Source organism: Actinospica robiniae DSM 44927 (assembly GCF_000504285.1).
GTDB classification, from domain to species: Bacteria; Actinomycetota; Actinomycetes; order Streptomycetales; family Catenulisporaceae; genus Actinospica; species Actinospica robiniae.
In genome coordinates, this window is sequence record NZ_KI632511.1 from 508,127 (window position 1) to 528,379 (window position 20,253).

The window sequence follows — 20,253 nt, forward strand, 5'->3', positions numbered from 1 at the left end:
GTCGCGAGCGGGTGGAACGGGCAGTTGCGCAGTAGCACCTGGTCGGGGGCGGTGCGTTCGGGTTCGAAGCCGAACTCCTCGAGGCTGCACGCGGCCAGGCTCAGCGCGCGTTCTGTGCCGAGGCGCCCGGGGCGGTGACCGCGGCGGCAAGGATTTCGGCGAGCAGTTCGTGCCGGCGTTCGGGGATGGAGTCGCGGATCGCGTCGGGGGCGGGTTCGTAGAGCTTGGGGGCGCGCCCGACCTTGCGTGCCCGGTCGGGCGCGTCGAAGCGGGTGCGCAGCAGGCCGACGTCCACGAGCTTGTCGAGGTGGAAAGCGGCCCGAAGGAGGCACCGTGAGCATCCCTCAGCCCGACGCCAAACACCCGGTCTCGGCCGCACTGGCCGGGCCCTACGGCCACCCGATCCATCCGCTGCTGGTGACGGTGCCGATCGGCGCCTGGGTGGCCAGCCTGGTGTTCGACATCGGCTCGCACCTCGCCGGCGACCCCGGCGCCCTCGCAGCAGCCTGCGTGGGGTTCCTGGACCTGTTCGCCATCCCGGTCGGCACCCGCGCCTTCCGCACGGCACTGATCCACATGAGCCTGAACCTGGCGGTCACCGCCGCCTATGCGGGCGGATTCGCCTGGCGGCACGGCGGATACGGCCACGACCTCGCTGTCTCCGGCGGGCAGTTCGCGCTCTCCGCGGCGAGCCTGGCCGTGCTCGGCGTCTCCGGGTTCCTCGGCGGCAAGCTCACCTACCGCTACGGCGTGCGGGTGGCCGACGAGGGGACCCAGCGCGAAGGGTTCTGACCCACGTTCCGACCCACCCGCATGACACACCACGACGCAACACGACGAAGGAGCCATAGATGAAAGTCGCAGCCCTGATCACCTGGCTGATCACCGCGCTCGGCGGGTTCTACCTGCTGGGCACCTGGATCGCCCGCGGCGCCCTGCGCTCGCCCGGCGCCTCGCGCCTGCCCCGGCCGGTGATCTTCGGTCACTTCCTGCTCGCCGCGACCGGCCTGGTGGTGTGGATCGTCTAGGTCGCGACCGGCAAGAACGCGCTGGCCTGGACCGCGTTCGGCCTGCTGCTGCCGACCGCGCTGCTCGGCCTGGCCATGTTCTTCCGCTGGCTCCCGCACGCCCGCTCCCGCGCCGCCGTCCCGGCCGCAGGCGGCGCGTCCGGGGCCGGCGCGGCCCCGGTCGACCTCGCCGAGAAGCACTTCCCGCTGGCGGTCGTGCTCGCCCACGGCGCCTTCGCCGTCACCACCGTCATCCTCGTCCTGATCGCCGCGATCCAGCACAAGGGCTGACCGGCTCTCAGCCGGCAGTGACCTGGTCCAGGGGCGCGTCGGCGTCGGCGAGCTTCGCCGCGTCGACGCGCCCGACCGCCGGTTCCCTCACGTGCGGCGGTGGGCGACGGCGCGACACGCCGCTGTCGGCGGATCCGTCGGCGCGCCGCCGGAACCGCGCCTCCCAGTGGGTTTAGATTCTCTCCAGCCTTATGGAAAGGATCTTTTATCATGTTTCGACAACGCAATCGGCTGCTCGCCGGCGGAGCACTCGCCGCAATCGCCCTCGGCCTCTGCGCGGGCCCGGCGGCGGCCGCGGTCGCGCCCGACATCACCACCATCGCCTCCACGGTCCCGGGGAACGGCGACGTCAACCCGTACGGCGTGGCCGTCGTGCCCGACTCGATCGGGGCGCTGCAGCGCGGAAACGTCCTGGTCAGCAACTTCAACAACAAGGCCAACCAGCAGGGCACCGGCCGCACGATCGTGCAGATCACGCCCAAGGGGCGGGTCTCCACCTTCGCCTACGTCGACCCGCGGCACCTGCCCGGCCGCTGCCCCGGCGGGGTCGGGCTGACCACGGCGCTCAGCGTCCTGCGTTCGGGCTGGGTGATCGTCGGGTCGCTGCCGACCAAGGACGGCACCTCGGCCACCGCCAAGGCCGGCTGCCTGCTCGTGCTCGACAGCCGCGGCAAGGTGCGCGAGACGATCGCCGGCTGGGGGATCAACGGGCCCTGGGACATGACCGCCGCCGACTACGGCGACCACGCCGACCTGTTCGTCACCAACGTGCTCAACGGCACCGTGGCCGGCAACGGCGCCGTGGTGCGCCGCGGCACGGTCCTGCGCATCGCCCTGAGTATCGCGCAGCGCGGGTACGGACTGCCCAGGCCCGAGGCCGTGACCGTGATCGGCTCCGGCTTCCCCGAGCGCACCGACCCGAACGCGCTGGTCGTGGGCCCGACCGGGGTGGGTCTCTCGAACCGCGGCACGCTCTACGTGGCGGACACTGCGGCCAATCGGATCGCGGCGATCCCCGACGCGCTCAAGCGCACTCGCACCGCCGGCACCGGATCGACCGTCACCCGCAACGGCCACCTGAACGGGCCGCTCGGGCTGACCACCACCCGGCGCGGCACGATCCTCACCGTCAACGGCGGCGACGGCAACCTCGTCTCGATCACCCCGAACGGCACCCAGGGCCCGCCGGTGCAGCTCGATGACTCCGGCACCCCGGCCGGCGCCGGAGCGCTGTTCGGCATCGCCCTCAAGCCACGGCACGGCGGCCTCTACTTCGTCGACGACGCCGACAACACGCTCAAGCTGCTGCACCGTCGCTGACAGGCGGTACTGCTCACGAGTGCCAGCCCGGCCGGGGCGCCTCTGCAACCCGGCCGGGCTGAATTCTTGGTCCGAGCGAAAACGGATCCGGGCCCTGCGAGCCTGACGAGGGAACCTGCGCGTGCTGAAGTTCTGCCGGCGCGCCCCACGGAACGTGACTCACGCCGTCCGGCGAGTCTCCATCTCTGCTCGCTGACACTCGTTTGGACGTGGCGTCCGCGTGGCACAGGATAGGGCTCCGCCATACCCGTCCGTCCGTGCCGTGAGGTTGCCATGCGCAGATTTCTGATATCCGCTGTGATGATCATGTTTTGCGTTTCGGGATGTACGTCGCTTGGCGGCGCGCCGTCGCCGTCGGATTCGGGGAGTTCGAGCCCGCAGGCGCGTTCGGCCGGGCTGGTTCAGGTGCACGACCCCGGGAAGCTGACCGGGACCGCGCCGGACTCGTGCCGTGCGTTGTCCGGGCCGCGCCCGGATGCGTCGTGCACGCCGGGTGCGATAGATCCGGCGGTGACGCAGGCGAACATAACGACGACGATATGTGCCTCGGGGTACACGGCGAAGGTGCGTCCTTCGTCCTCGGCCACGAACCGGCTGAAGGCTCAGATGTACAAGGCCTATGGGATCGCCTCGGGCACCGTGTCCGAGCTCGATCACCTGGTGCCGCTGGAACTCGGCGGAGCGAACGACGTGGCGAACCTGTGGCCGGAGATCGGGAAGCTGCCCAACCCGAAGGACAAGGTGGAGAACGATCTGCGCGAGGAGGTGTGCTCGGGGAAGGTGTCGCTGGCTGCCGCGCAGAAGGCGATAGCGGCGGACTGGATGACCGCGGAGGCGCAGCTCGGGGTGTCGTGAGCCGCGGTGCCGCCGGTCTGCCGTCAGGCTCCGGCGACGGCGGCGACGCCGGTGTCGGTGCCGACGAAGACCTGGTCGCCGGACAGAGTGGGGGAGACGAAGTTCGGGGTCGGGCCGCCGAGGTAGATCTGTGCCTTGGCGGCGCCGGTGGCCGGGTCGAGGGCGTAGAGCTCTCCGGCGAAGTAGTTCACCCACCAGACCGCGCCGCCGCCGACAGTGGGGGAGCCTTCGGCGGGAAGGGTGGATTTCCACAGCACCGTCGGAGTGCCGTCGGCGGCGACGGTGACCGCCTGCGGACCCTCGGCGCACGGGAGGTAGATCGTGTTTCCGGCGACCGCGCTGGCGCCGAAGGCCTCGCAGTTGTTGTTCAGTTCCGCGACCTGGCCGCCGATCCCGCCGAGCTGGCTGGGATTGAGAACGTAGCCGACGCCCTCTTTGCCGTCCGCGTAGACGTATCCGCCGACCAGCGCAGGGCTCATCGACCCGAGATCGGCGTCGCCGGCGTTCTGGGTGGCCCAGTCGGTGGGCGCGTAGTAGTCGAGGCGCTGGAGCGCGGGGGAGAGCTCGATCACTGAGTCGCTGCCGTCGTACGGGTCGCCGGCCGCGTCGGACGCGCCGTTGCCGACGGTGAAGAGCAGGTTCGTGCCGTTGACGACGCCGCCGGCGGTACCCCAGATCCCGGCTTCGCGGCTGGTGGGAACGGCGTAGCTCGTCAGGCCGGTGCCGTCGGTGGCGACGGAGACGACCTGGCCGATGTAGTTGCCGCAGTCCCCGTACAGGCCGCCGTAGGGAATGTAGACGCGTCCGCCAAGGAGCGTGAGCGCGCCGCGCTGCTGGTGGTCGGCGGCGGTGCCCAGCGGCGGGTCGACGGAGGCCTGCACCTCGACGGCGCCGGTGGTGGCGTTGATGCCGACGAGGGTGTGGCTGCCGCCGAGCTTCTCGGCGACGGCGAAGAGCCGGTTGGTCGCCGGGTCGTAGACCATGGTGCCGGTGATGCCGAGCGGGTCGATGTCGCCGCAGGGCAGGTCGGAGTCCGGCTCGGGCGAGCCGAGGTGGGTGGACCAGATGACGGCGCCGGTGGCCCGGTTGATCGCGTACACGGTGTCGTTCTCGGTGGCCGCGAAGACCCGTCCGCCGACGAGCAGCGGCTGACCGTATACCGCGCCGTCGAGGGTCGAGGTCCAGTCGATCGACAGGGTGGTGAGCGGGTCGAGCTTCGTCTGGTCGCCGTCGCGCGTGTTGTCGAGGTGGTAGGTGGGCCAGTCGCCGGGCGTGACCTGCCCGAGCGGGCTCGCGGCGCTCGCCGCGGGGGCCACACCTGCGACCAAGAGCCCTGATGCCGCGAGGGTCCGCAGGAAGATCCGTCTCATGGGATGCCACCTCGTTCAACGCGTCTGACCCGGGCCGAGCGAAGCTGTGGGTGATCGGCCCCTTCGGTTCTCAGGCTAGGGACCACGGAGACATCCGCCAGGGTCCCACCCAGGCAAAGGTCCGCTCGGTCCCGAACCTGCCTGTCAGCTCGCAGAGACGGAGGTGGACAACATGGGTGAAGGCTGAAATTTCCAGGATCGCGAGTGCTGCGGCGGCGAGTCGGCGGCTCTCACCGGTTTCGCGCGGGTTCGCTCATTCGTGGTGCTGGTGCGTCGCGGCACGGTGGACCGGGCCGTGGGTGTCCTCGACCGCGCTGCCGCACCCGACGCCCGCGCCGATCTGCAGCAGCTCGCCGGTGTCGTAGTCCTCGCCGACGTGGTCGACCTGGAGGGTCGTGTGGGTGATGCGGTAGCGCTCGCGCAGCAGCTGCTGCAGATCACGGCGCACCTTGTGGCAGTCGCCACCCGCAAGCACCAGGATGTGCGCGGACAGGGCGCTCTGCCCGGAGGTGATCTCCCAGATGTGCAGGTCGTGCACCTCGGCGACGTACTTGGCACCCGCGAGGTGCTCACCCACTTCATCGGGGTGGATACCGGTGGGCGCGGCCTCGAGGAAGATGCGCGAGGACGCGCGCACCAGCCCTATCCCGGCCTTGAGCATGAGGGCGACCACCACGAGCGAGGCGATCGCGTCCGCGCGGGCGAACCCGGTGGCCAGCATCACGCCGCCGGCGATCGCGGTGGCGATGAACGCGAACAGGTCCGTCACGATGTGCGCGAACGCGCCCTCGACGTTCAGCGACGTCCGGTTCGCCTTCGACAGCGCCCACGCGGCCGCCAGGTTCACCACGATCCCTACCAGCGCGACGGCAAGCACCAGCGAGCCCGACACGGGCGGCGGCGAAATCAACCGGCGTACCGCCTCCACCGTCAGCCACGCCGATAACACCAGCAGCGTCGTCCCGTTGGCCATCGCCGAGAGGATCTCGGCGCGCTTGAGCCCGAAGGTGTAGCTGCCGCGGGCCGGACGCGCGGCCAACCGCATCGCCACCAGCGCCAGCACGATCGAGCCTGCGTCGGTGAGCATGTGCGCGGCATCCGAGAGCAGCGCGAGCGAGTGCGCCAGCAGCCCGACGACCACCTCGACCGCCATGAATCCGGTGATCAGCCCGAGCGCGATACCCAGCCACCGGCGGTCCGCGTCAGCCGAGACGCCATGCGCATGCCCGTGCCCGTGATCCTCGTGCCGGTCAGCCGGCGCGTGCCCGTGCCCGTGCCCGGACCCGTGCTGGTGCTCGTGCAGTGCCACGCGCCGTCCCTTCGCCCATTCGTCTACGTACCGTCGACCGGCCAAGTACACCGTAGAACCCGGGTATCGCCAAACCCTGCAATGACATCGATTTCCATGGAATGTCGCTCACTGAAACGACATCGGTTTCCATGAGCGGGCGCGCGGAAATGACATTGATTTCCATTATCCGCGCAGGCCGGACGGGGTGTGGCAGTGTGCTGTGCGTTTGTTTCGCGGGTTCACTCGCTGCTAGCGTGCGCGTGCTCCGCCGCCTTGTGGCGGAGCTTCGTCGTATTCCAACGGTCCCGGAGGGGGGACGTCCTTCTTGGGCTCACACCTGGCCAGAGCCGGTCTGCTCGTGCTCTTCCCGATCGCCGCGGCCGTGCTCGGCTCGCTCGCAGCCGCGCGCCGCCCACCCGGCCCGAAGTTCACCTCCGGTGTCCAGCACTTCGCCGCCGGCGTGGTCTTCGCCGCAGCCGCCGTCGAGGTGGTCCCGCAGCTCCAGGCCTCCGGCCACCTGCCGGCCGCCGTCGTCGGGTTCTGCGTCGGCGTCGCGATCCTGCTCGGGCTGCAGGCGGCGGAGCGGCGCACCGAGAAGGCCGCCGAGATATCCGGGAGGGCCGGATTCCCCACCGGGATGCTGGTCGCCATCGCCGTCGACCTGGTGATCGACGGCGTCCTGGTCGGCATCGGCGCGACCCTGGGCGCGAACCAGGGCATGATCCTGACCGTCGCGCTCACCCTCGAGATCGGCTTCCTCGCCCTCGCGGTGACCAGCGAACTGCGCGAATCGCTCGGCATGCTCAAGGCCGCGGCGATCGCCTCATCGCTCTCCCTCGCCGTTCCGATCGGCGCCCTGATAGCGGTCGTCGGCCTCGCCCACGCCCCCGCGTGGCTGTTCACCGCGGTCCTGGCCGCCGGCATCGCGGCTCTGATGTTCCTGGTCGCCGAAGAGCTCATCACCGAAGCACACGAGGAGGCCCCGGACACCCCGATCCTCACCGCGATGTTCTTCGCCGGCTTCATCATCCTCTACGTGCTGGACCGCCTCGGCGGATGACGCGGCCGACCGGCTCCGGTCGGCCACCCCGGTCCGGGCCATGCGCGCTCCCGAGCATGACCCGGCGCTTACCATCAGCCGACCCGTTCGCAGTCGTCGTGTTCGGTCGGCTCGAGCTGCAAGGTCGCGTGGACGATGCCGTGACGCTACTGCCCCGTCTGCCATCAACAACAGCACAACACGCCACGCGCCACCTGGCAAAGCCGGCGCGGCCATCGTCACCGTGTGCCGCGGCTGCTGCTGCGGACGGCCCGAGAAGAACCCCGGCGTCGGCGACTGGGTCCAGGCCGGCGGCCCCGGCGCCGCCGAGCCGCCCGCGATCCTCGATCTCCACCGTTTCAGCCCTTCCCGCCGCGTCCGCGCGGAGTCGGGCATCGACTCGTAGCGGACGCGGCGGTCCGCCGCCGTGACGGATGTCAGCCGATTCCGGTGACCGACAGGGCCGTGGTCCAGTTGTTCTTGATCGCGCTGCGAGCCGCGGCGAGGGTGATGGTGCCCTTGCAGACGGCGTTCTTCAGCTTGGTCTCCACGCCGTCCTTGGTGGTGGAGTTCTTGGCGCCGGCGTGGGGCTCGGGCCACAGGTTCTTCGGGTCGGTCGGCGAGCCGCCGAGCTCGAGGGGGATGAAGTGGTCCTCCTCGTAGTCGGACATGCTGGTGTCGCTGTATCCGTAGTCGGTAATGCCCTGGGCCTTGAGGCCGTTGGTGTACGAGGTCGACGGGCGGACGGTCGCGGTCCAGCCGGACACGCATATCGTGCTGTTGATCGTGGCCTGCGTGACCGCGGAGTAGTAGACGCCCGGGGTGCAGGACGGGTCGGGCAGCGGCAGGTAGGACTGGGAGCAGGTGGCGGCCTGGGCCGGCGCGGTCGTGGCGGCGATGATGCCGGCCACGCCGATCGCAGCGGCGGTGAGGGTGGCGGTGAGGCGGCGTGCAGAGCGCATCAGGGGTCTCCCGCAGATCGTCGCCCGACGTGGGTATCGGGCGGCCTGACGGCAGGACACCATCGGCGGGATCATGGCGATAGGCCGAGCGGGTGAACATCCTGTGTCTAGATGATCGGATGACCCAGACTTGTCAGTATTCGTCAGCGAGGCAGTGCGGCGCGAAATCGGGAGGAAGCGGAAGAAGGCTGCGTGCTCATAGGTATCCTCGTTGGCCATGCAGACGTCGGCCGGCGGGATTCCGCACTCCGTGGCGAGCGGGGTGGTGGCGTCGAGCGAGCCGCAGCGCGCTGTCGCAGACTCGAACAGGCAGACGCCATATTCGGGAACTGGAGCGAGGATTCTGTTTCAGGGTACTGCATTTTTTGGGCGGTGGCGATCATCGACGAGGGGAGACACTTATGTCACAGTTCTCTACGATGGCACCGAATTCTGGATGTGCGCACCCGGCCAAATTGGGCTGGAGCCGGCATTCCGCTCGAAGCGGGGCGCACGCCACGCGGCCGGCTCCGGTTCGATCACCGCCCACCCGGACTGGAGCGGAGCCTCCGGTTCGAAAGGATCTGAGTCGGCGACGTTGGTTCACTTCAGCTTTCATCTTAGTTCTCGGTCTTGTCCGCCAGCTATCCGCCGCCTTGCTCAACTGTCGCCCCGTCGGCACAGCGGCTTCGTCGGCAGTACGGACGTTCGCCTTGAGTGCTTCGTGGAGGCAGTGCCTCGGTGCAGCGCTACCTGCCGTGATCTTTACGTAAGCGTTACTGATCCTTTGCCGTTTGAGTTGACGAAGCCGAAGCACGCTCTCGATACTGGAAACTGCGTGCTCGTACACTCTTTCCTCTCCCCGCAGTTTTCCCTCATCGTCCGTCACATAAGTGAAGGGTCGTGCGGTGTCCACTCCGCGGAACGGCTACATCTGGCTGGAGAATGCAAGTTTCGGTAACGGCAAGTACGCACGTGTCGCGCGGTCGCGAACCCCGAATGCGATGACCGTTCTCGACGCGAGATACGATCACGGTAATGCTCTGTCAAGGGTGACCGGGTTTATTCAGGGATCCAGCCCGCTGGTAGCCTGCGTCCAGTTCGCGGGGCCGGATCAGGACGACTGGCTCGTATACCACCCCGGAGCAAGGACTCTCCAGCACGCCAAGGAAGCCTACGCATACGTCCATTTCATTCTCGCCATAGGATTGGCAGTCAAAGCGGGGGCCGAAAGCCGCAACGCCGCCAGGGTGGCCGGTGCCGACTGGAAGATCCCCGCAGAAGTCTGGGAGCAGGCCGGCAGGGCAGGGCAAGCCGACCTCCGGAACCTGGTCGCCGGTGCTTTCGACGTCAAGGATCTGCACCGCTATCCCCAGGAAGGGTATTACTACTATCAGCACGAGCCGCCGGACATGCTCGTCGCGGGCAAGATCCGTGGCGATGACATCCGCTCGCGGTGACTGCGTGGGATTATCCTGCCGACTTGACTGAGAAGATCGAAGACGAATGCATCGGTATCTGGCATAGCCTGTCTAGCCGCTCGCCCGACCGGCGGCCACCTCATGGAGCCGGTGTTGGCGTCCGGCCGGGATTGACAGCCTGACACGCAGCCAGGTGAGCCCGTGGCCCTGCCTGCGGTCGGCTTGAACTGCGGCCTCGTCTCCGACCCTGCCGCGCCGGTCGCAGAACGGGCGGCTCCACCCGCGCGTATCTTCGCCGAGTTCCCGCCGTGCGCGGGGTGCGCCAGGGCGCACGAGTGCGACACGCGCTCGCCGTTCGATCCGGACCGGGCGTTGGACCTGCGGCGATGCACGCGATCGAGGCGGGTGGCGAGTGCGCTCAGACATACTCACCCGTTCGAGTGATGGGGGTGTGGCGCGCGCGAGCGGACGATGACTCACGTGCGCACCGGCCCGGTGCGCACATTCATGTGAGCTTCTGGGGGTCCCGCCTTGATATCGCAACGACTGCGCCGCGGCTTCGGCGCGCGCCTGCATCCGCAGCGGCGCCCGTCGCGACGTGCGGCCGTCGCCGCGCTGGCCGCGCTGGTCGCCGCCGGCCTCGCGACCTCGGCCGCTCCGGCCTCGGCCGCGAACAACCCGTCCCCGCCCTTCCACGAGTGCCCCGCCGTCGGCAACGCGCACGGCTGCGCGGTGCTGCTGGTCTTCCAGGCCGACGGCTCGGTCTCCGTGCTGAGCGACCCGAGCAGCGGCAACCCGTACGACGGGAGCGACGACACCGAGGTCGGAGTGCTCAACGACGCCGGAGTGGCCATCCCGGACGTCACGCTCACCTCGAACACCGACATCTTCGGATTCGACGGTGACGGGATCTGTTCCGGCGAGTTCTCCGGCACCCCGGCCGGCTGCCCCTTCGACACCACCGAATACGCCGGCCCCGGAGTGAGCTACTCCGGGATCAATGCGAACAAGACCGCCGGCGTGGTCACTTTCGCCGACTCGTGCACCGGAAACACCGCAGCGAGCTGCACCGCCTCCGCCGGACTCGACGCCGGGGCGAGTGCGTTCTTCTCGCTCGAGGAGAACCTGACCGGTGCGTCGATCGTGATTCCGAAAGCCAGCCCGGCCATCTCCTCGACCACGCCCTCGCCGGGAACCGCCGTCGGCGGCTCGATCTCCGACTCGGCGCTGCTGGCCAACGGCCGGGTGCCGGACGGCACGCTCACCTTCGACCTGTACGGCCCCGCCGACCCGACCTGCCAGACGCCCATCAGCGTCTTGACCGCACCGGTCGACGGCAACGCCGCTTATTCCTCCGGCGGCGTGACGGCCACGGCCCCGGGTACGTACCGATGGACCGTGTCCTACGGCGGCGACGCCAATAACAACCCGGTGGCGGCCACCGCTTGTGGCAGCGAAACGGTGACGGTCACCAAGGCCAGTCCGACTCTGGGTACGACGCCGTCGGCTTCCGTCCCGGTCGGCGGCACCGTCTCCGACACCGCCAACCTCGCTGGCTCCTACGCCGGAACCGGCAACGTCGTCTTCTCCCTCTACGCCCCCGGCGACACCGACTGCCAGAACGCGCTGTACCAGCACAGCGACCCGGCGAGTGGCGACGGTGCCTACTCCTCCGGCAACGTCCAAGTCACCGCCCCCGGAACCTACGACTGGGTGGCCACCTACAGCGGCGATGCCAACAACGACTCCGCTGTCAGCGGCTGCGGAAAAGAGACGGTCCGGGTCACGCCGCAAACCCTCACCGGGCGCGCCTACGGCCTCTCGGCCTCCACATCGGCCCTCGGGCTTCAGCTGCTGACCGTCAACCCGACCCCGGACACCGGCGCGATCGCCACCACCGCAGCCGAGACGGTCGCACCGCCGTGCGTCGTCACCCTCTCCGGCCTGATCACCTCCAGCAACGTGTGCGCGAAGCTCACCACCTCGCAGTCACCGGCCCAGTCCATCGCCCAGGCGTCGATCGACAGCACGAAGATCGGGTTGCCGGGAGTACCGGTGATCAGCGTCGGCGCGATCCAGTCGCAGTCCTCGAGCACCTGCGCCGCGGAGGCGGGCAACACCACCATCGCCTACCTGAGCGTCGGGGGCGTGGTCGTGATCGCCAAGCCGACCGTGATCGCCCCGAACACGAAGATCAGCGTACTGGGTGTCAGCCTGATCCTGAATGAGCAGATCGCCGGCCCCGGCACGCTGACCGTGAACGCGGTGCACGTCAAGATCAACGCCCTCGGTCTGGACCTGGTGAACGCCGACGTGGTCCTGGCCTCGTCCACCAGCGACATCGAGAACTGCCCGTAGGAGCGGGCGGACGGTACGCGGCGTGGCCACCGCCGCCCTCGACGGCGGCCACGCCGCGTACCTCCGGAACGACTCCCGTTCGTCGGCCGACTGCTTCAACCGGCGGACTCCGTCTTCTCCAGGCCGTTCACATGCGACTGTACGAGGAATGTCATGAGCATTGGCTTCGCAGTGGGCGAGGAGAAGTGGCGAGCGCGATTGGGCACGCTCCGGCAAGTGGTCCGGCAAGAGGTCGTGGCGCGACAGGTCGCGGCGCACTTGCCGGACCTTCCGCAGCGGCGGGTGCTCGATGTCGGCTGCGGTCAGGGCACGCAGGCTCTCCGGTTGGCTCGTCGAGGACACGTCATTACCGGGTTGGATTCGTCGGATCAGCTGCTCGGTGTTTTTCGGGCTGCGTTGGACCCTGGTGGTTTATTCGGCAGGGTTCTGATCTCGTAGGGTTGCCTGGCGGGCGGCTTGTCTCCGATCTTCGCCTGCGGGGAGGATGAGGGTCGTGTCGATGCAGCCCGCGCCGTGGCCGGAGCCGGATCCGCAGGTTGCTGCGGCGATCAAGGCGATCTACCGGCGCAAGGTGCTGCCGTTGGCGGTGCAGGTCAGGGACATGCTCGGGGAGGTGTTCCCGGATGAGGGGTTCGTGGCGGGGTTCGGGGTGCGGGGTCGGCCGGGCTATTCGCCGGGGCGCCTTGCGCTGGTGAGCGTGTTTCAGATGGCGCAGAAGCTGACCGATCGGCAGGCTGCGGAGGCGGCGGGCCGGGATCTGTCGTGGAAGTACGCGCTCGGGCTGGGGCTGGATGATCCCGGATTCGATCACAGCGTGCTGCCGGAGTTCCGTTCCCGGGTGCTCGAAGGTGGGCTCGAGCAGCATCTGTTGGACGTGCTGCTGGTCGCGTTGGTGGAGCGGGGCCTGGTCAAGGCGGGTGGGAAGCAGCGTACGGATTCCACGCATGTGGTCTCGGCGGTGCGGGATTTGAACCGGCTGGAGCTGGCCGGGGAGTCGGTGCGGGCCGCGGCCGAAGCCCTCGTCGCGGCGGCTCCGGGGTGGTTCGCGTCCGAGTTCGATGTCGCGGGTTGGTCGGCGCGCTACGGGCGGCGGATCGATTCTTGGCGTCTGCCGACCTCGCAAACCAAACGCGACCAGCTCACGGCCGACTACGGCCAGGACGGGTTCGCCCTGGTCAACGCCGTGTACGCGGCCTCGGCGCCGGTGTGGCTGCGTGAAATTCCGGCGGTGGGGGTGTTGCGGCGGGTGCTGCTGCAGAACTACTACGTGTACGAGGAGGAGACCGGGAAGCAGGTGATCAGACGGCGGGATGCGGAGAAGGACGGCATCCCGCCGGCCCCATCGCGGATCGCCTCCCCCTATGATCCCGAGGCCCGGTGGGCGGCCAAAGGCGATGACCTGTTCTGGTGCGGCTACAAGGTCCATCTGACCGAGACCTGCGACTGGCCGGATGAGCCTGCTCCCGGCGATGCCTCCCGCAGGCTGGATCCGCCGAACATCATCACCAACGTCGCCACCACGAACGCGACCGTGCCGGATGTGGCGATGACCGCGCAGGTCCACACCATGCTCGCCGATCGGGGCCTGACCCCGGCCGAGCACTACCTCGATTCCGGCTACCCGTCTGCGGCTCTGGTGCTCTCGTCCAAGGCCGAGCACGGGATCGACCTGGTCACCCCTCTGCTGGCCGACACCTCGGCGCAGGCCAAAGCCGGTGCCGGATACGACCGGTCGGCCTTCACCTTCGACTTCGGCGCCCGGAGTGCGACCTGCCCGCAAGGCCAGAGCAGCTCAGCGTGGACCCCATGCGTCCAGAACGGCACCGCGAAGATCGTCGTGACGTTCCCGGCGGCCGGCTGCATCCGATGCCCGGCCCGAGACCTGTGCACCCGCCGCAAGAAAGGCGGCCGACAAGTCACCGTGCCCCAGCGAGAAGTCCACGAGCTCCAGCTCAAAGCCCGCGCCGACCAGTCGACCAAGGCCTGGCAGGCCCGATACGCCCTCCGCGCCGGAGTCGAGGGCACCATCAACCAGGCCATCGACCTCGGGATCCGCCGGACACGCTACCGAGGCATCGACAAGACCCGACTACACCACGTCCTGACCGCATGCGCTATCAACCTGATCCGCCTCGACGCCTACTGGAACGGCCAGATTCTCGACCGAACCAGAACAAGTCACCTCGGCCGCCTCGAACTCTCACTTATCGCCTGACGAATAAACCACCAGGGTCGCGTTGGCGGCGGAGCCCTCGACGGTCAGTGACCAGGTGCGGCTGATCCGAGGCGAGGCCGAGGCGATCGGCGAGTTGTTCGCGCCGGCAAGCTTCGACGTCGTGCTGTGTCACGGCGTGCTGATGTACTTCCCGGACCCTGGTCCGTTGCTGGATGCCATCGCGCAGGTCGTGGCCCCGGGCGGGATCGTGTCGCTTCTCGTGCGCAACGGTGACGCCTTGGCGATGCGCCCCGGGCTGCTTGGCGACTGGGACGGTGTCGGCAAGGCGTTCGACGGTGACGTGTACCGGAATCGGATCGGCGTCGACGCCCGCGCCGACCGGTTGGCGGAGCTGGCGGCTGAACTGGCTCTTCGGCGGTTGCCCGTGACGCGGTGGTACGGGGTTCGGGTGTTCACCGACACGGCCGCCTCAGACGCGGCGCTTCCGGACGAGGCGACGTTGGACGCCATCCTGCACTTCGAGGAGAGGGCCGGCCGGACTGACCCATATCGGCAGGTGGCTGCCTTGTTGCATCTGATCGCCGTGCGCGAGAGCGAATCATCTGCCTCCTGAGGTGTCGCTGACGATCCTGCCGTCGAGCATGGCGATCGCGCGGCCACAGGAGGCTGCGATACCGAGATCGTGGGTGGCGATGACCATGGTCATGCCGTGCTCCTCGTTGAGTGCGATGAGCAGATCGACGATCTCCTTGCCGGTCGCCGAGTCGAGATTGCCCGTCGGCTCGTCGGCCAGGAGCAGGACCGGAGCGCCGATCAGGGCTCTGGCTATGGCGATGCGCTGCTGCTGGCCGCCGGAGAGCTGGGAGGGCAGCGAGTTCCCGCGTCCGCCGAGACCGACCGCGTCGAGCAGTTCGTCGGCGCGCCTGCGCTGCGCGGCGCGGTCGCCGCGCCTGGCGAGCAGCGGGGCGAGCACGTTGTCGCGGGCGGTGAGGGCGGGCAGCAGGTGGAAGCGCTGGAAGACGAAGCCCACCGAGGCGCGGTAGTCGGCGAGGGCTCCGCGCCTGGCCGCGGTCACCTCGACCTCGCCGACCCGGATCGTGCCGGCGTCGGCCCGCTCGATCGCGCCGAGCAGATGCAGCAGCGTGGACTTCCCGGATCCCGACGGTCCGGTGAGCGCGAGCACGCTGCCCGACTCGATCTTCAGGTCCACCTCGTCGACCGCCGAGATGTGCACCTCGCCGGCGGTGAAGGACTTTCGCAGCCCACTGACCTCGATGTGGATCTCCGGAGTCGGCACCGGTACCCCCTGCCTCCCTCCCGGCAGGCTGGAGCATGCGCGGGACCGCTTCGACAGATGTACTTTGCAGCAGGCCCCTGAGGTACGTCAAGTGAGGTAGGTTTTTTTCAGCGTACGCTATGGCAGTTGCGAACTTTAAGATGGCGGTACGGGCCGGACGGCGTGCGGCGCGATCCTTGAGCCGGGAAGGAGCGGCGGGTTCGCGGAGGCGAGATCTCCCTGCCTGCGTCCAGTACGGTACGACTCCGTGCAAAAAGTCATTCCGACCGACGCAAAACATTGCTACGCTCATCACTGTATTCATGTCACCGTACGCGTGGGGATGAACCAGCGCGGTCTGCTCCACCAGGGCGGCCCTCACGGCCGAGGCCCTGCCGGGCTTCGCAGAGGGATGGGGAATCGCGATGAGTATCAGCTTTCGGATCCTCGGTCCGGTCGCGGTGATCCCGCGCGGTCACGCGGAGATCGGCGGCACCTCGCTCGGGCCGCCCAAGGCGCGCGGACTGCTCTCGACGCTGCTGCTCGCGGCCGGCCACATCGTGTCGCTCGAGGCGATCTCGGCCTCGCTCTGGGACGGCGAGCCGCCCCGCTCCGCGCTGGCCAACATCCGGACCTACACCTCGCAGCTGCGCACGGCCGTGAACCGAGACGGGATCGAGCGGCTCCACGGCGTCGCGCAGGGCTACGCGCTGCGCCTCGAGCGCGGCGACGAGTTCGACCTCGAATGCTTCCGCTCGAGGGCCCAGCGCGGAAGGCTCGCCCTGGCGCGCGGGGACAGCGAGGACGCGGTCGAGCTGTTCACCAGCGCGCTCAGCTGCTGGCACGGGCCGGCCGGGGCCGACCTGAGCACGGTCGGCTCGATCGCGCACCGGCTGCACGCGCTCCAGGAGGAGCGCCTCACGGTGATCGAAGACTGCGTCGAGGCGCGGCTGCGGCTCGGCGCGCTCGCACGGCTGCACGACGAGATGCGTAGCCTGACGCTCGAGTTTCCGCTGCGTGAGCGCCTCTGGGCCGCGTTGATGCGGGTGCGCTACCAACTCGGCGACGTTTCCGGTGCGCTCGACGCTTACCGCGAGGCATACGCCGCGCTGCGCGACGAACTCGGCGTGGAGCCCGGTTCCGAGCTCGTCGAGCTGTACCTGGCGATGCTCAACCGGGAAGTCCGCCTCGAGCCGCTCAAGAGGCCGGCCGAGCCCGGCGGGCACGCCGGGCACGCCCGCGCGGTCCCCCGAGAGTTGCCTCCGGCCTTCGGGCGCCTCGCGGGCAGGGATACGCAGATCACGGCCGTTCAGCGTGTCGTCGTTCAGTCGCTGGACAGCACCGCAAGCGCCTGCGACTGCCCGTGCGTCGTCGTCCTGCACGGCTCCCGCGGCGCCGGCACCTCGACCCTGGCCCACCACATCGCCGCGGGCTTGCGCGACCAGTTCCCGGATGGACAGCTCTACGTCGACATCGCCGCCGTCTCGGCCTCCGTCGAGCCGGCCGACCTCTCCCTGCACGTCCTGACCCGGATGCTGCGTTCGCTCGACGTGCCGCTGAGCCTGCCGCCGCTCGAGGCGGACGACGCGGCGGCGCGGTACCGGACCGCCGTGGCGACCTCCAGGCTCCTGGTGGTGCTCGACAACGTCACCGATGCCCGGCAGATCCAGCGCCTCATTCCGGCAGGCAAGCTGTGCGCGGTGCTCGTCGCGGGCTCCGAGGATCTCGCGGGGCTGGACTGGGCGACGCACCTGCAGCGGGTCGAGCCGCTTCGCCCGGCTCCGCCGCGCCCAGCCCCCGTCGTCCACCCAGCCTCCGTCCACCCGGCCCCCGAGCACGCCGATCCCGCCGGATGGCCTCGTCGGACGCTTCATGTATCCGACGTATATCCCCGGCTCATACGTTCGCGGGGCGGGCTAGGGGAGGCATGAAACCATGGCATACGTCGTATTGAGTGTTCGCATACTGATCAGCCTGGTCTTCGCGGTCGCGGCGATCGCGAAGGCGGCCGACCTCGGTGGTTTCGCGAGATCGGTGCAACAGCTCGTTCCCGGGTTCCGGGGCGGTGCGAGAGCCGCCGCGTACGCGGTCGTCGGCGCCGAGTCCGCCATCGCCGCCGGGCTCGCGATTCCGGACGTGGGCTGCACCGACGACGTCGCGCTCGGCTGTGCGCTGGCCCTCGACACCGCGTTCTGCTTCGTCCTGATCAGGGCGTTGCGGCGGGACGCGGCACCGGCGGCCTGCCGCTGCTTCGGCCAATGGAGCGCGGACTCGCTCAGCCCGGTGCAGCTCGGGCGCAACGCCGTCATCGCCGGCGCCTGCGCGCTCGGTCTGATCGCGTCGGCGGCCGCCCCGACGACGCTGCATGCGCAGGGCGTGATGATCGCAGGCTTCTGCGGCGTCGTCGGCGCCGTCCTCGTCATCGCCTTCGAGGACCTGGCCGCGCTCGTTCGCATCCCGCCCACCGCCCGAGGAACCTTGGAGCACGTATGAAACTCGTCTGGACAGCGATCGTGCTGCTCGCGGCGCTCGGAATGCTCAACCTGCTGCTCGCCCTGGGGATCATCCGCAGACTGCGCGAGCAGGCAGACGCGACCGGACAGCGGGCACCGCGTCGTCTCCGCCTCGAGGTGGGCGAGCGCGTCGGCGAGTTCAGTGCCGTGTCGACCGGGGGCGCGCCCGTCTCTCGCAGTTCCCTGCACGGCTCGGTCGTCGCCGTCCTCTCCGCGACCTGCGCGCCGTGCAAGGCTCTACTGCCCGATTTCCTCGAGTTCGCCGCCGCGTTCCCGGGCGGTGCCGGGCGTATCCTCGCCGTGGCCACCGGCGAGGCCGCAGAGGTCGCCGAGCTCATCGAGCAGCTCGAGCCGGTGGCGCGGGTGGTGACCGAGAGGATGGGCGGGCCGGTCTGCGCCGCTCTCGGCGTGTCCGGCTTCCCCTCGCTGCTGCTCGTCGGCGACGACGGAACCGTCGAATCGAGCGGCGGCTCGATGGACGTGGTCCGCGCGCCCGTCGCGAGGCCGGTCGCCGCGCTGTGAAACCCGGTCGCGAGCGTGCCGGGCTCGCTCAGCTGCGCAACCTGCCGAACGCCGTCGTGCTGATCTGGCGGGCCTCGCCCGCGCTCGCCTCGGGCTACGCCGCGTCGATTCTGGCGGGCGCCGGGGTGCCCGCGCTGACGACCGGCCTGAGCAAGAACCTCGTCGACGACGTGGCCGCGCCGGGCGCGTCGACCCGCTCGGCCGTGCCCACCGCGGTGGCGCTCGGGATGGTCGGCGCGATCGCGCTGCTGCTCTCGCCGGTCGCCCGGCTGCTGGTCAACGAGATCGGCCGGCGTGTGGCGCTGCGCGGCGTACGCGAGCTGTACGAGGCCGTCGACCGGTTCACCGGTATCGCGGCGCTCGAGCAGCCGGCGATGCAGGACCGCATCCAGTACGCGCAGGAGGGTGCGCGCAACTTCGGGCAGTTCGCCGGCGACCTCTCGAGCCTGACCACCGGAGTGCTCGCGCCGCTGGGCTTGATCGGCGTGCTGCTCTCGATCAGCCCGCTGATCGCCGCGACCGTGCTGCTCGCGGTGGTGCCCGCGCTGTCGGCGCAGATGGCCCTGGCCCGACGGCGCGCACGCGGCGCCGCGGAGATGGCGCCGCTGCAACGACGCGAGTACGCGTTCGCACGCCTGCTCGTGGACTCCTCCGCGGGCAAGGAGTCGCGCGTGTTCGGCAGCGGGCCCTTCCTGCGCGGCCGCATGCTGGGCGCCCGCGAGGCGGTCAACACCCTGCAGCGCCGGTTGGACCTGCGCGAGGCCCGGGTCCAGCTCGCGTTGGCGACGCTCAGCGGCGCCATCACCGTCACAGGTCTCGCGTTGGTCGTCAGCTCGGCCCAGCACGGACGGCTGACGGCGGGCGACGTCTCCGTCTTCGCGGTGGCGATCACGACCCTGCTCGGCGCGCTGTCCTCGGCGGTCCAGGGAGCGGCGGGCGTGCAACAGCGGCTGATCGTGTTCGGCGATTACCGGCGCCTGGTGGCCGACGCCGCGGATCAGGGCCAGGCCACCGGCGCGATCGAGACCGCACGGCTGAGCGACGCCATCGAACTGCGCGATGTCTGGTTCCGCTACGCCGACGACCAGCCCTGGGTCCTCAAGGGCGTCGACCTGCGCATCCCGGCGGGCGAGTCGCTCGGTCTCGTGGGGCTCAACGGTGCGGGCAAGAGCACCCTGATCAAGCTGATCTGCCGGCTCTACGAGCCGGTGCGCGGATCAGTGCTCTGGGACGGTGTGGACGTCCGGAGGATGGATCCGCGGGCGCTGCGCCGCCGGATCAGCGCGGTCTTCCAGGACCACGTCCAGTACGACCTGACCGCGGCTGAGAACATCGCGCTGCGCGAGGTGGATCCGGCGTCGAACGACGGGGAGTCGATCCGCGAGGCCGCTCGCCGAGGGGGCGCGCACAACGCGCTGGAGCGGCTGCCTCGAGGCTACGACACGATGCTGACGAGGATCTTCACGAGCCGCTCCGACAAGGAGGACCCGGGGACCGGCGTGATGCTCTCGGGTGGCCAGTGGCAGGCGGTCGCCCTGGCCCGGGCCTTCCTGCGCGAGGACGTCGGCCTCATGATCCTGGACGAGCCCAGCACGGGTCTCGACGCCGAGGCCGAGTACGCGGTGCAGCAGCGGATGCTGAGTCTGCGGCGAGGCAGATCGAGCATTGTGATCTCACACCGGCTCAGCGTGATGCGGGCCATGGACGCCGTCGCCGTCGTGGAAGGCGGGGTGGTCGTCGAATACGGCCGGCACGAGGAGCTGATGGGCCTGGACGGCCGATACGCCCGGCTGTTCCGCACGCAGGCCGCCGGCTACGTGGACTCGGCCGCGCTGGAATCGCGCGAGCCGGCTTAGCGTCCTGCCGCGTATAC

Annotated in this window: 20 protein-coding genes and 1 pseudogene; 15 read left to right on the forward strand and 6 right to left on the reverse strand. The window is 69.6% G+C overall.

The features are described 5' to 3' along the window. Positions 1–2: 2 nt before the first annotated feature. Positions 3–343, reverse strand: a pseudogene (locus ACTRO_RS50650) (helix-turn-helix domain-containing protein); the annotation flags it as partial. Between ACTRO_RS50650 and ACTRO_RS02140 the strand changes: the two are divergent. The 4 genes from ACTRO_RS02140 to ACTRO_RS02150 all read left to right on the forward strand — a co-directional run bounded on the left by ACTRO_RS02140 (position 334) and on the right by ACTRO_RS02150 (position 2,618). Beyond that, entirely contained in the window at positions 334–792 is a 459-nt protein-coding gene (locus ACTRO_RS02140) for a DUF2231 domain-containing protein (RefSeq protein ID WP_034260775.1), read from the forward strand. The pseudogene ACTRO_RS50650 and the gene ACTRO_RS02140 overlap by 10 nt on opposite strands. Positions 793–851: 59 nt before the next feature. Continuing rightward, positions 852–1,028, forward strand: coding sequence for a hypothetical protein (locus tag ACTRO_RS48515; RefSeq protein ID WP_211244050.1), 177 nt, complete (start codon positions 852–854; stop codon positions 1,026–1,028). 75 nt (positions 1,029–1,103) lie between these two features. Further along, on the forward strand, positions 1,104–1,298 hold the full coding sequence (locus ACTRO_RS48520; protein ID WP_211244051.1) for a hypothetical protein: 195 nt from the start codon (positions 1,104–1,106) through the stop codon (positions 1,296–1,298). 210 nt (positions 1,299–1,508) lie between these two features. Beyond that, positions 1,509–2,618, forward strand: a complete 1,110-nt coding sequence (locus ACTRO_RS02150) for an NHL repeat-containing protein (protein WP_051450171.1) — start codon at positions 1,509–1,511, stop codon at positions 2,616–2,618. A gap of 401 nt (positions 2,619–3,019) precedes the next feature. Here the strand turns inward: ACTRO_RS02150 and ACTRO_RS48525 are convergent, their stop codons facing one another. Further along, positions 3,020–3,205 (reverse strand): hypothetical protein, encoded by a 186-nt coding sequence (locus tag ACTRO_RS48525; RefSeq protein ID WP_051450172.1) that lies wholly within the window; start codon positions 3,203–3,205, stop codon positions 3,020–3,022. Between the two features lie 19 nt (positions 3,206–3,224). On the opposite strand from ACTRO_RS48525, the gene ACTRO_RS48530 reads away from it, so the two are divergent. Next, positions 3,225–3,473, forward strand: coding sequence for an HNH endonuclease signature motif containing protein (locus ACTRO_RS48530; protein ID WP_051450173.1), 249 nt, complete (start codon positions 3,225–3,227; stop codon positions 3,471–3,473). A gap of 23 nt (positions 3,474–3,496) precedes the next feature. Here ACTRO_RS48530 and ACTRO_RS02160 read toward each other — a convergent pair whose 3' ends face one another. After that, positions 3,497–4,843 carry an outer membrane protein assembly factor BamB family protein gene (locus ACTRO_RS02160; RefSeq protein ID WP_084315895.1) on the reverse strand — a complete coding sequence of 449 codons (1,347 nt, stop codon included), beginning with the start codon at positions 4,841–4,843 and terminating at the stop codon, positions 3,497–3,499. A gap of 253 nt (positions 4,844–5,096) precedes the next feature. Next, on the reverse strand, positions 5,097–6,146 hold the full coding sequence (locus ACTRO_RS02165) for a cation diffusion facilitator family transporter (protein ID WP_034272660.1): 1,050 nt from the start codon (positions 6,144–6,146) through the stop codon (positions 5,097–5,099). Between the two features lie 313 nt (positions 6,147–6,459). Between ACTRO_RS02165 and ACTRO_RS02170 the strand changes: the two genes are divergently transcribed. After that, complete coding sequence (locus ACTRO_RS02170) at positions 6,460–7,194, forward strand: ZIP family metal transporter (protein ID WP_051450174.1); 735 nt, start codon at positions 6,460–6,462, stop codon at positions 7,192–7,194. A gap of 416 nt (positions 7,195–7,610) precedes the next feature. Here ACTRO_RS02170 and ACTRO_RS02175 read toward each other — a convergent pair whose 3' ends face one another. Continuing rightward, the gene (locus tag ACTRO_RS02175) at positions 7,611–8,135 is read right to left on the reverse strand and encodes a hypothetical protein (RefSeq protein WP_211244053.1); all 525 of its coding nucleotides are present in this window, start codon (positions 8,133–8,135) and stop codon (positions 7,611–7,613) included. A gap of 887 nt (positions 8,136–9,022) precedes the next feature. Between ACTRO_RS02175 and ACTRO_RS46665 the strand changes: the two genes are divergently transcribed. The 5 genes from ACTRO_RS46665 (at position 9,023) to ACTRO_RS02200 (ending at position 14,682) form a co-directional block, all read left to right on the forward strand. After that, the gene (locus ACTRO_RS46665) at positions 9,023–9,574 is read left to right on the forward strand and encodes a hypothetical protein (protein WP_157435654.1); all 552 of its coding nucleotides are present in this window, start codon (positions 9,023–9,025) and stop codon (positions 9,572–9,574) included. Positions 9,575–10,066: 492 nt separating this feature from the next. Then, the gene (locus tag ACTRO_RS02185; RefSeq protein ID WP_034260781.1) at positions 10,067–11,893 is read left to right on the forward strand and encodes a choice-of-anchor P family protein; all 1,827 of its coding nucleotides are present in this window, start codon (positions 10,067–10,069) and stop codon (positions 11,891–11,893) included. Between the two features lie 153 nt (positions 11,894–12,046). After that, positions 12,047–12,331: a methyltransferase domain-containing protein gene (locus tag ACTRO_RS50655; RefSeq protein ID WP_034260783.1), complete on the forward strand. Its 285-nt coding sequence runs from the start codon at positions 12,047–12,049 to the stop codon at positions 12,329–12,331. A 61-nt stretch (positions 12,332–12,392) separates the two neighbouring features. Then, a complete protein-coding gene (locus tag ACTRO_RS02195; RefSeq protein WP_157436768.1) occupies positions 12,393–14,108 on the forward strand; it encodes an IS1182 family transposase in 1,716 nt (571 codons plus the stop codon). Positions 14,109–14,130: 22 nt separating this feature from the next. Further along, on the forward strand, positions 14,131–14,682 hold the full coding sequence (locus tag ACTRO_RS02200; RefSeq protein WP_051450175.1) for a methyltransferase domain-containing protein: 552 nt from the start codon (positions 14,131–14,133) through the stop codon (positions 14,680–14,682). Here the strand turns inward: ACTRO_RS02200 and ACTRO_RS02205 are convergent. Further along, positions 14,668–15,297 carry an ATP-binding cassette domain-containing protein gene (locus ACTRO_RS02205; protein WP_157436769.1) on the reverse strand — a complete coding sequence of 210 codons (630 nt, stop codon included), beginning with the start codon at positions 15,295–15,297 and terminating at the stop codon, positions 14,668–14,670. The two genes, ACTRO_RS02200 and ACTRO_RS02205, sit on opposite strands and share 15 nt — an antisense overlap. A gap of 473 nt (positions 15,298–15,770) precedes the next feature. On the opposite strand from ACTRO_RS02205, the gene ACTRO_RS02210 reads away from it, so the two are divergent. From ACTRO_RS02210 to ACTRO_RS02225, 4 genes are read left to right on the forward strand one after another with little or no spacing between them, the layout of a single operon-like run. Next, positions 15,771–17,276 carry an AfsR/SARP family transcriptional regulator gene (locus ACTRO_RS02210; RefSeq protein WP_034260787.1) on the forward strand — a complete coding sequence of 502 codons (1,506 nt, stop codon included), beginning with the start codon at positions 15,771–15,773 and terminating at the stop codon, positions 17,274–17,276. Between the two features lie 4 nt (positions 17,277–17,280). Further along, entirely contained in the window at positions 17,281–17,838 is a 558-nt protein-coding gene (locus ACTRO_RS02215; RefSeq protein ID WP_157435655.1) for a MauE/DoxX family redox-associated membrane protein, read from the forward strand. Beyond that, the gene (locus ACTRO_RS02220) at positions 17,835–18,380 is read left to right on the forward strand and encodes a TlpA family protein disulfide reductase (RefSeq protein WP_051450176.1); all 546 of its coding nucleotides are present in this window, start codon (positions 17,835–17,837) and stop codon (positions 18,378–18,380) included. The genes ACTRO_RS02215 and ACTRO_RS02220 overlap by 4 nt, the downstream gene beginning before the upstream one ends. Continuing rightward, the gene (locus ACTRO_RS02225) at positions 18,377–20,236 is read left to right on the forward strand and encodes an ABC transporter ATP-binding protein (RefSeq protein WP_051450177.1); all 1,860 of its coding nucleotides are present in this window, start codon (positions 18,377–18,379) and stop codon (positions 20,234–20,236) included. The genes ACTRO_RS02220 and ACTRO_RS02225 overlap by 4 nt, the downstream gene beginning before the upstream one ends. Positions 20,237–20,253: the final 17 nt, after the last annotated feature.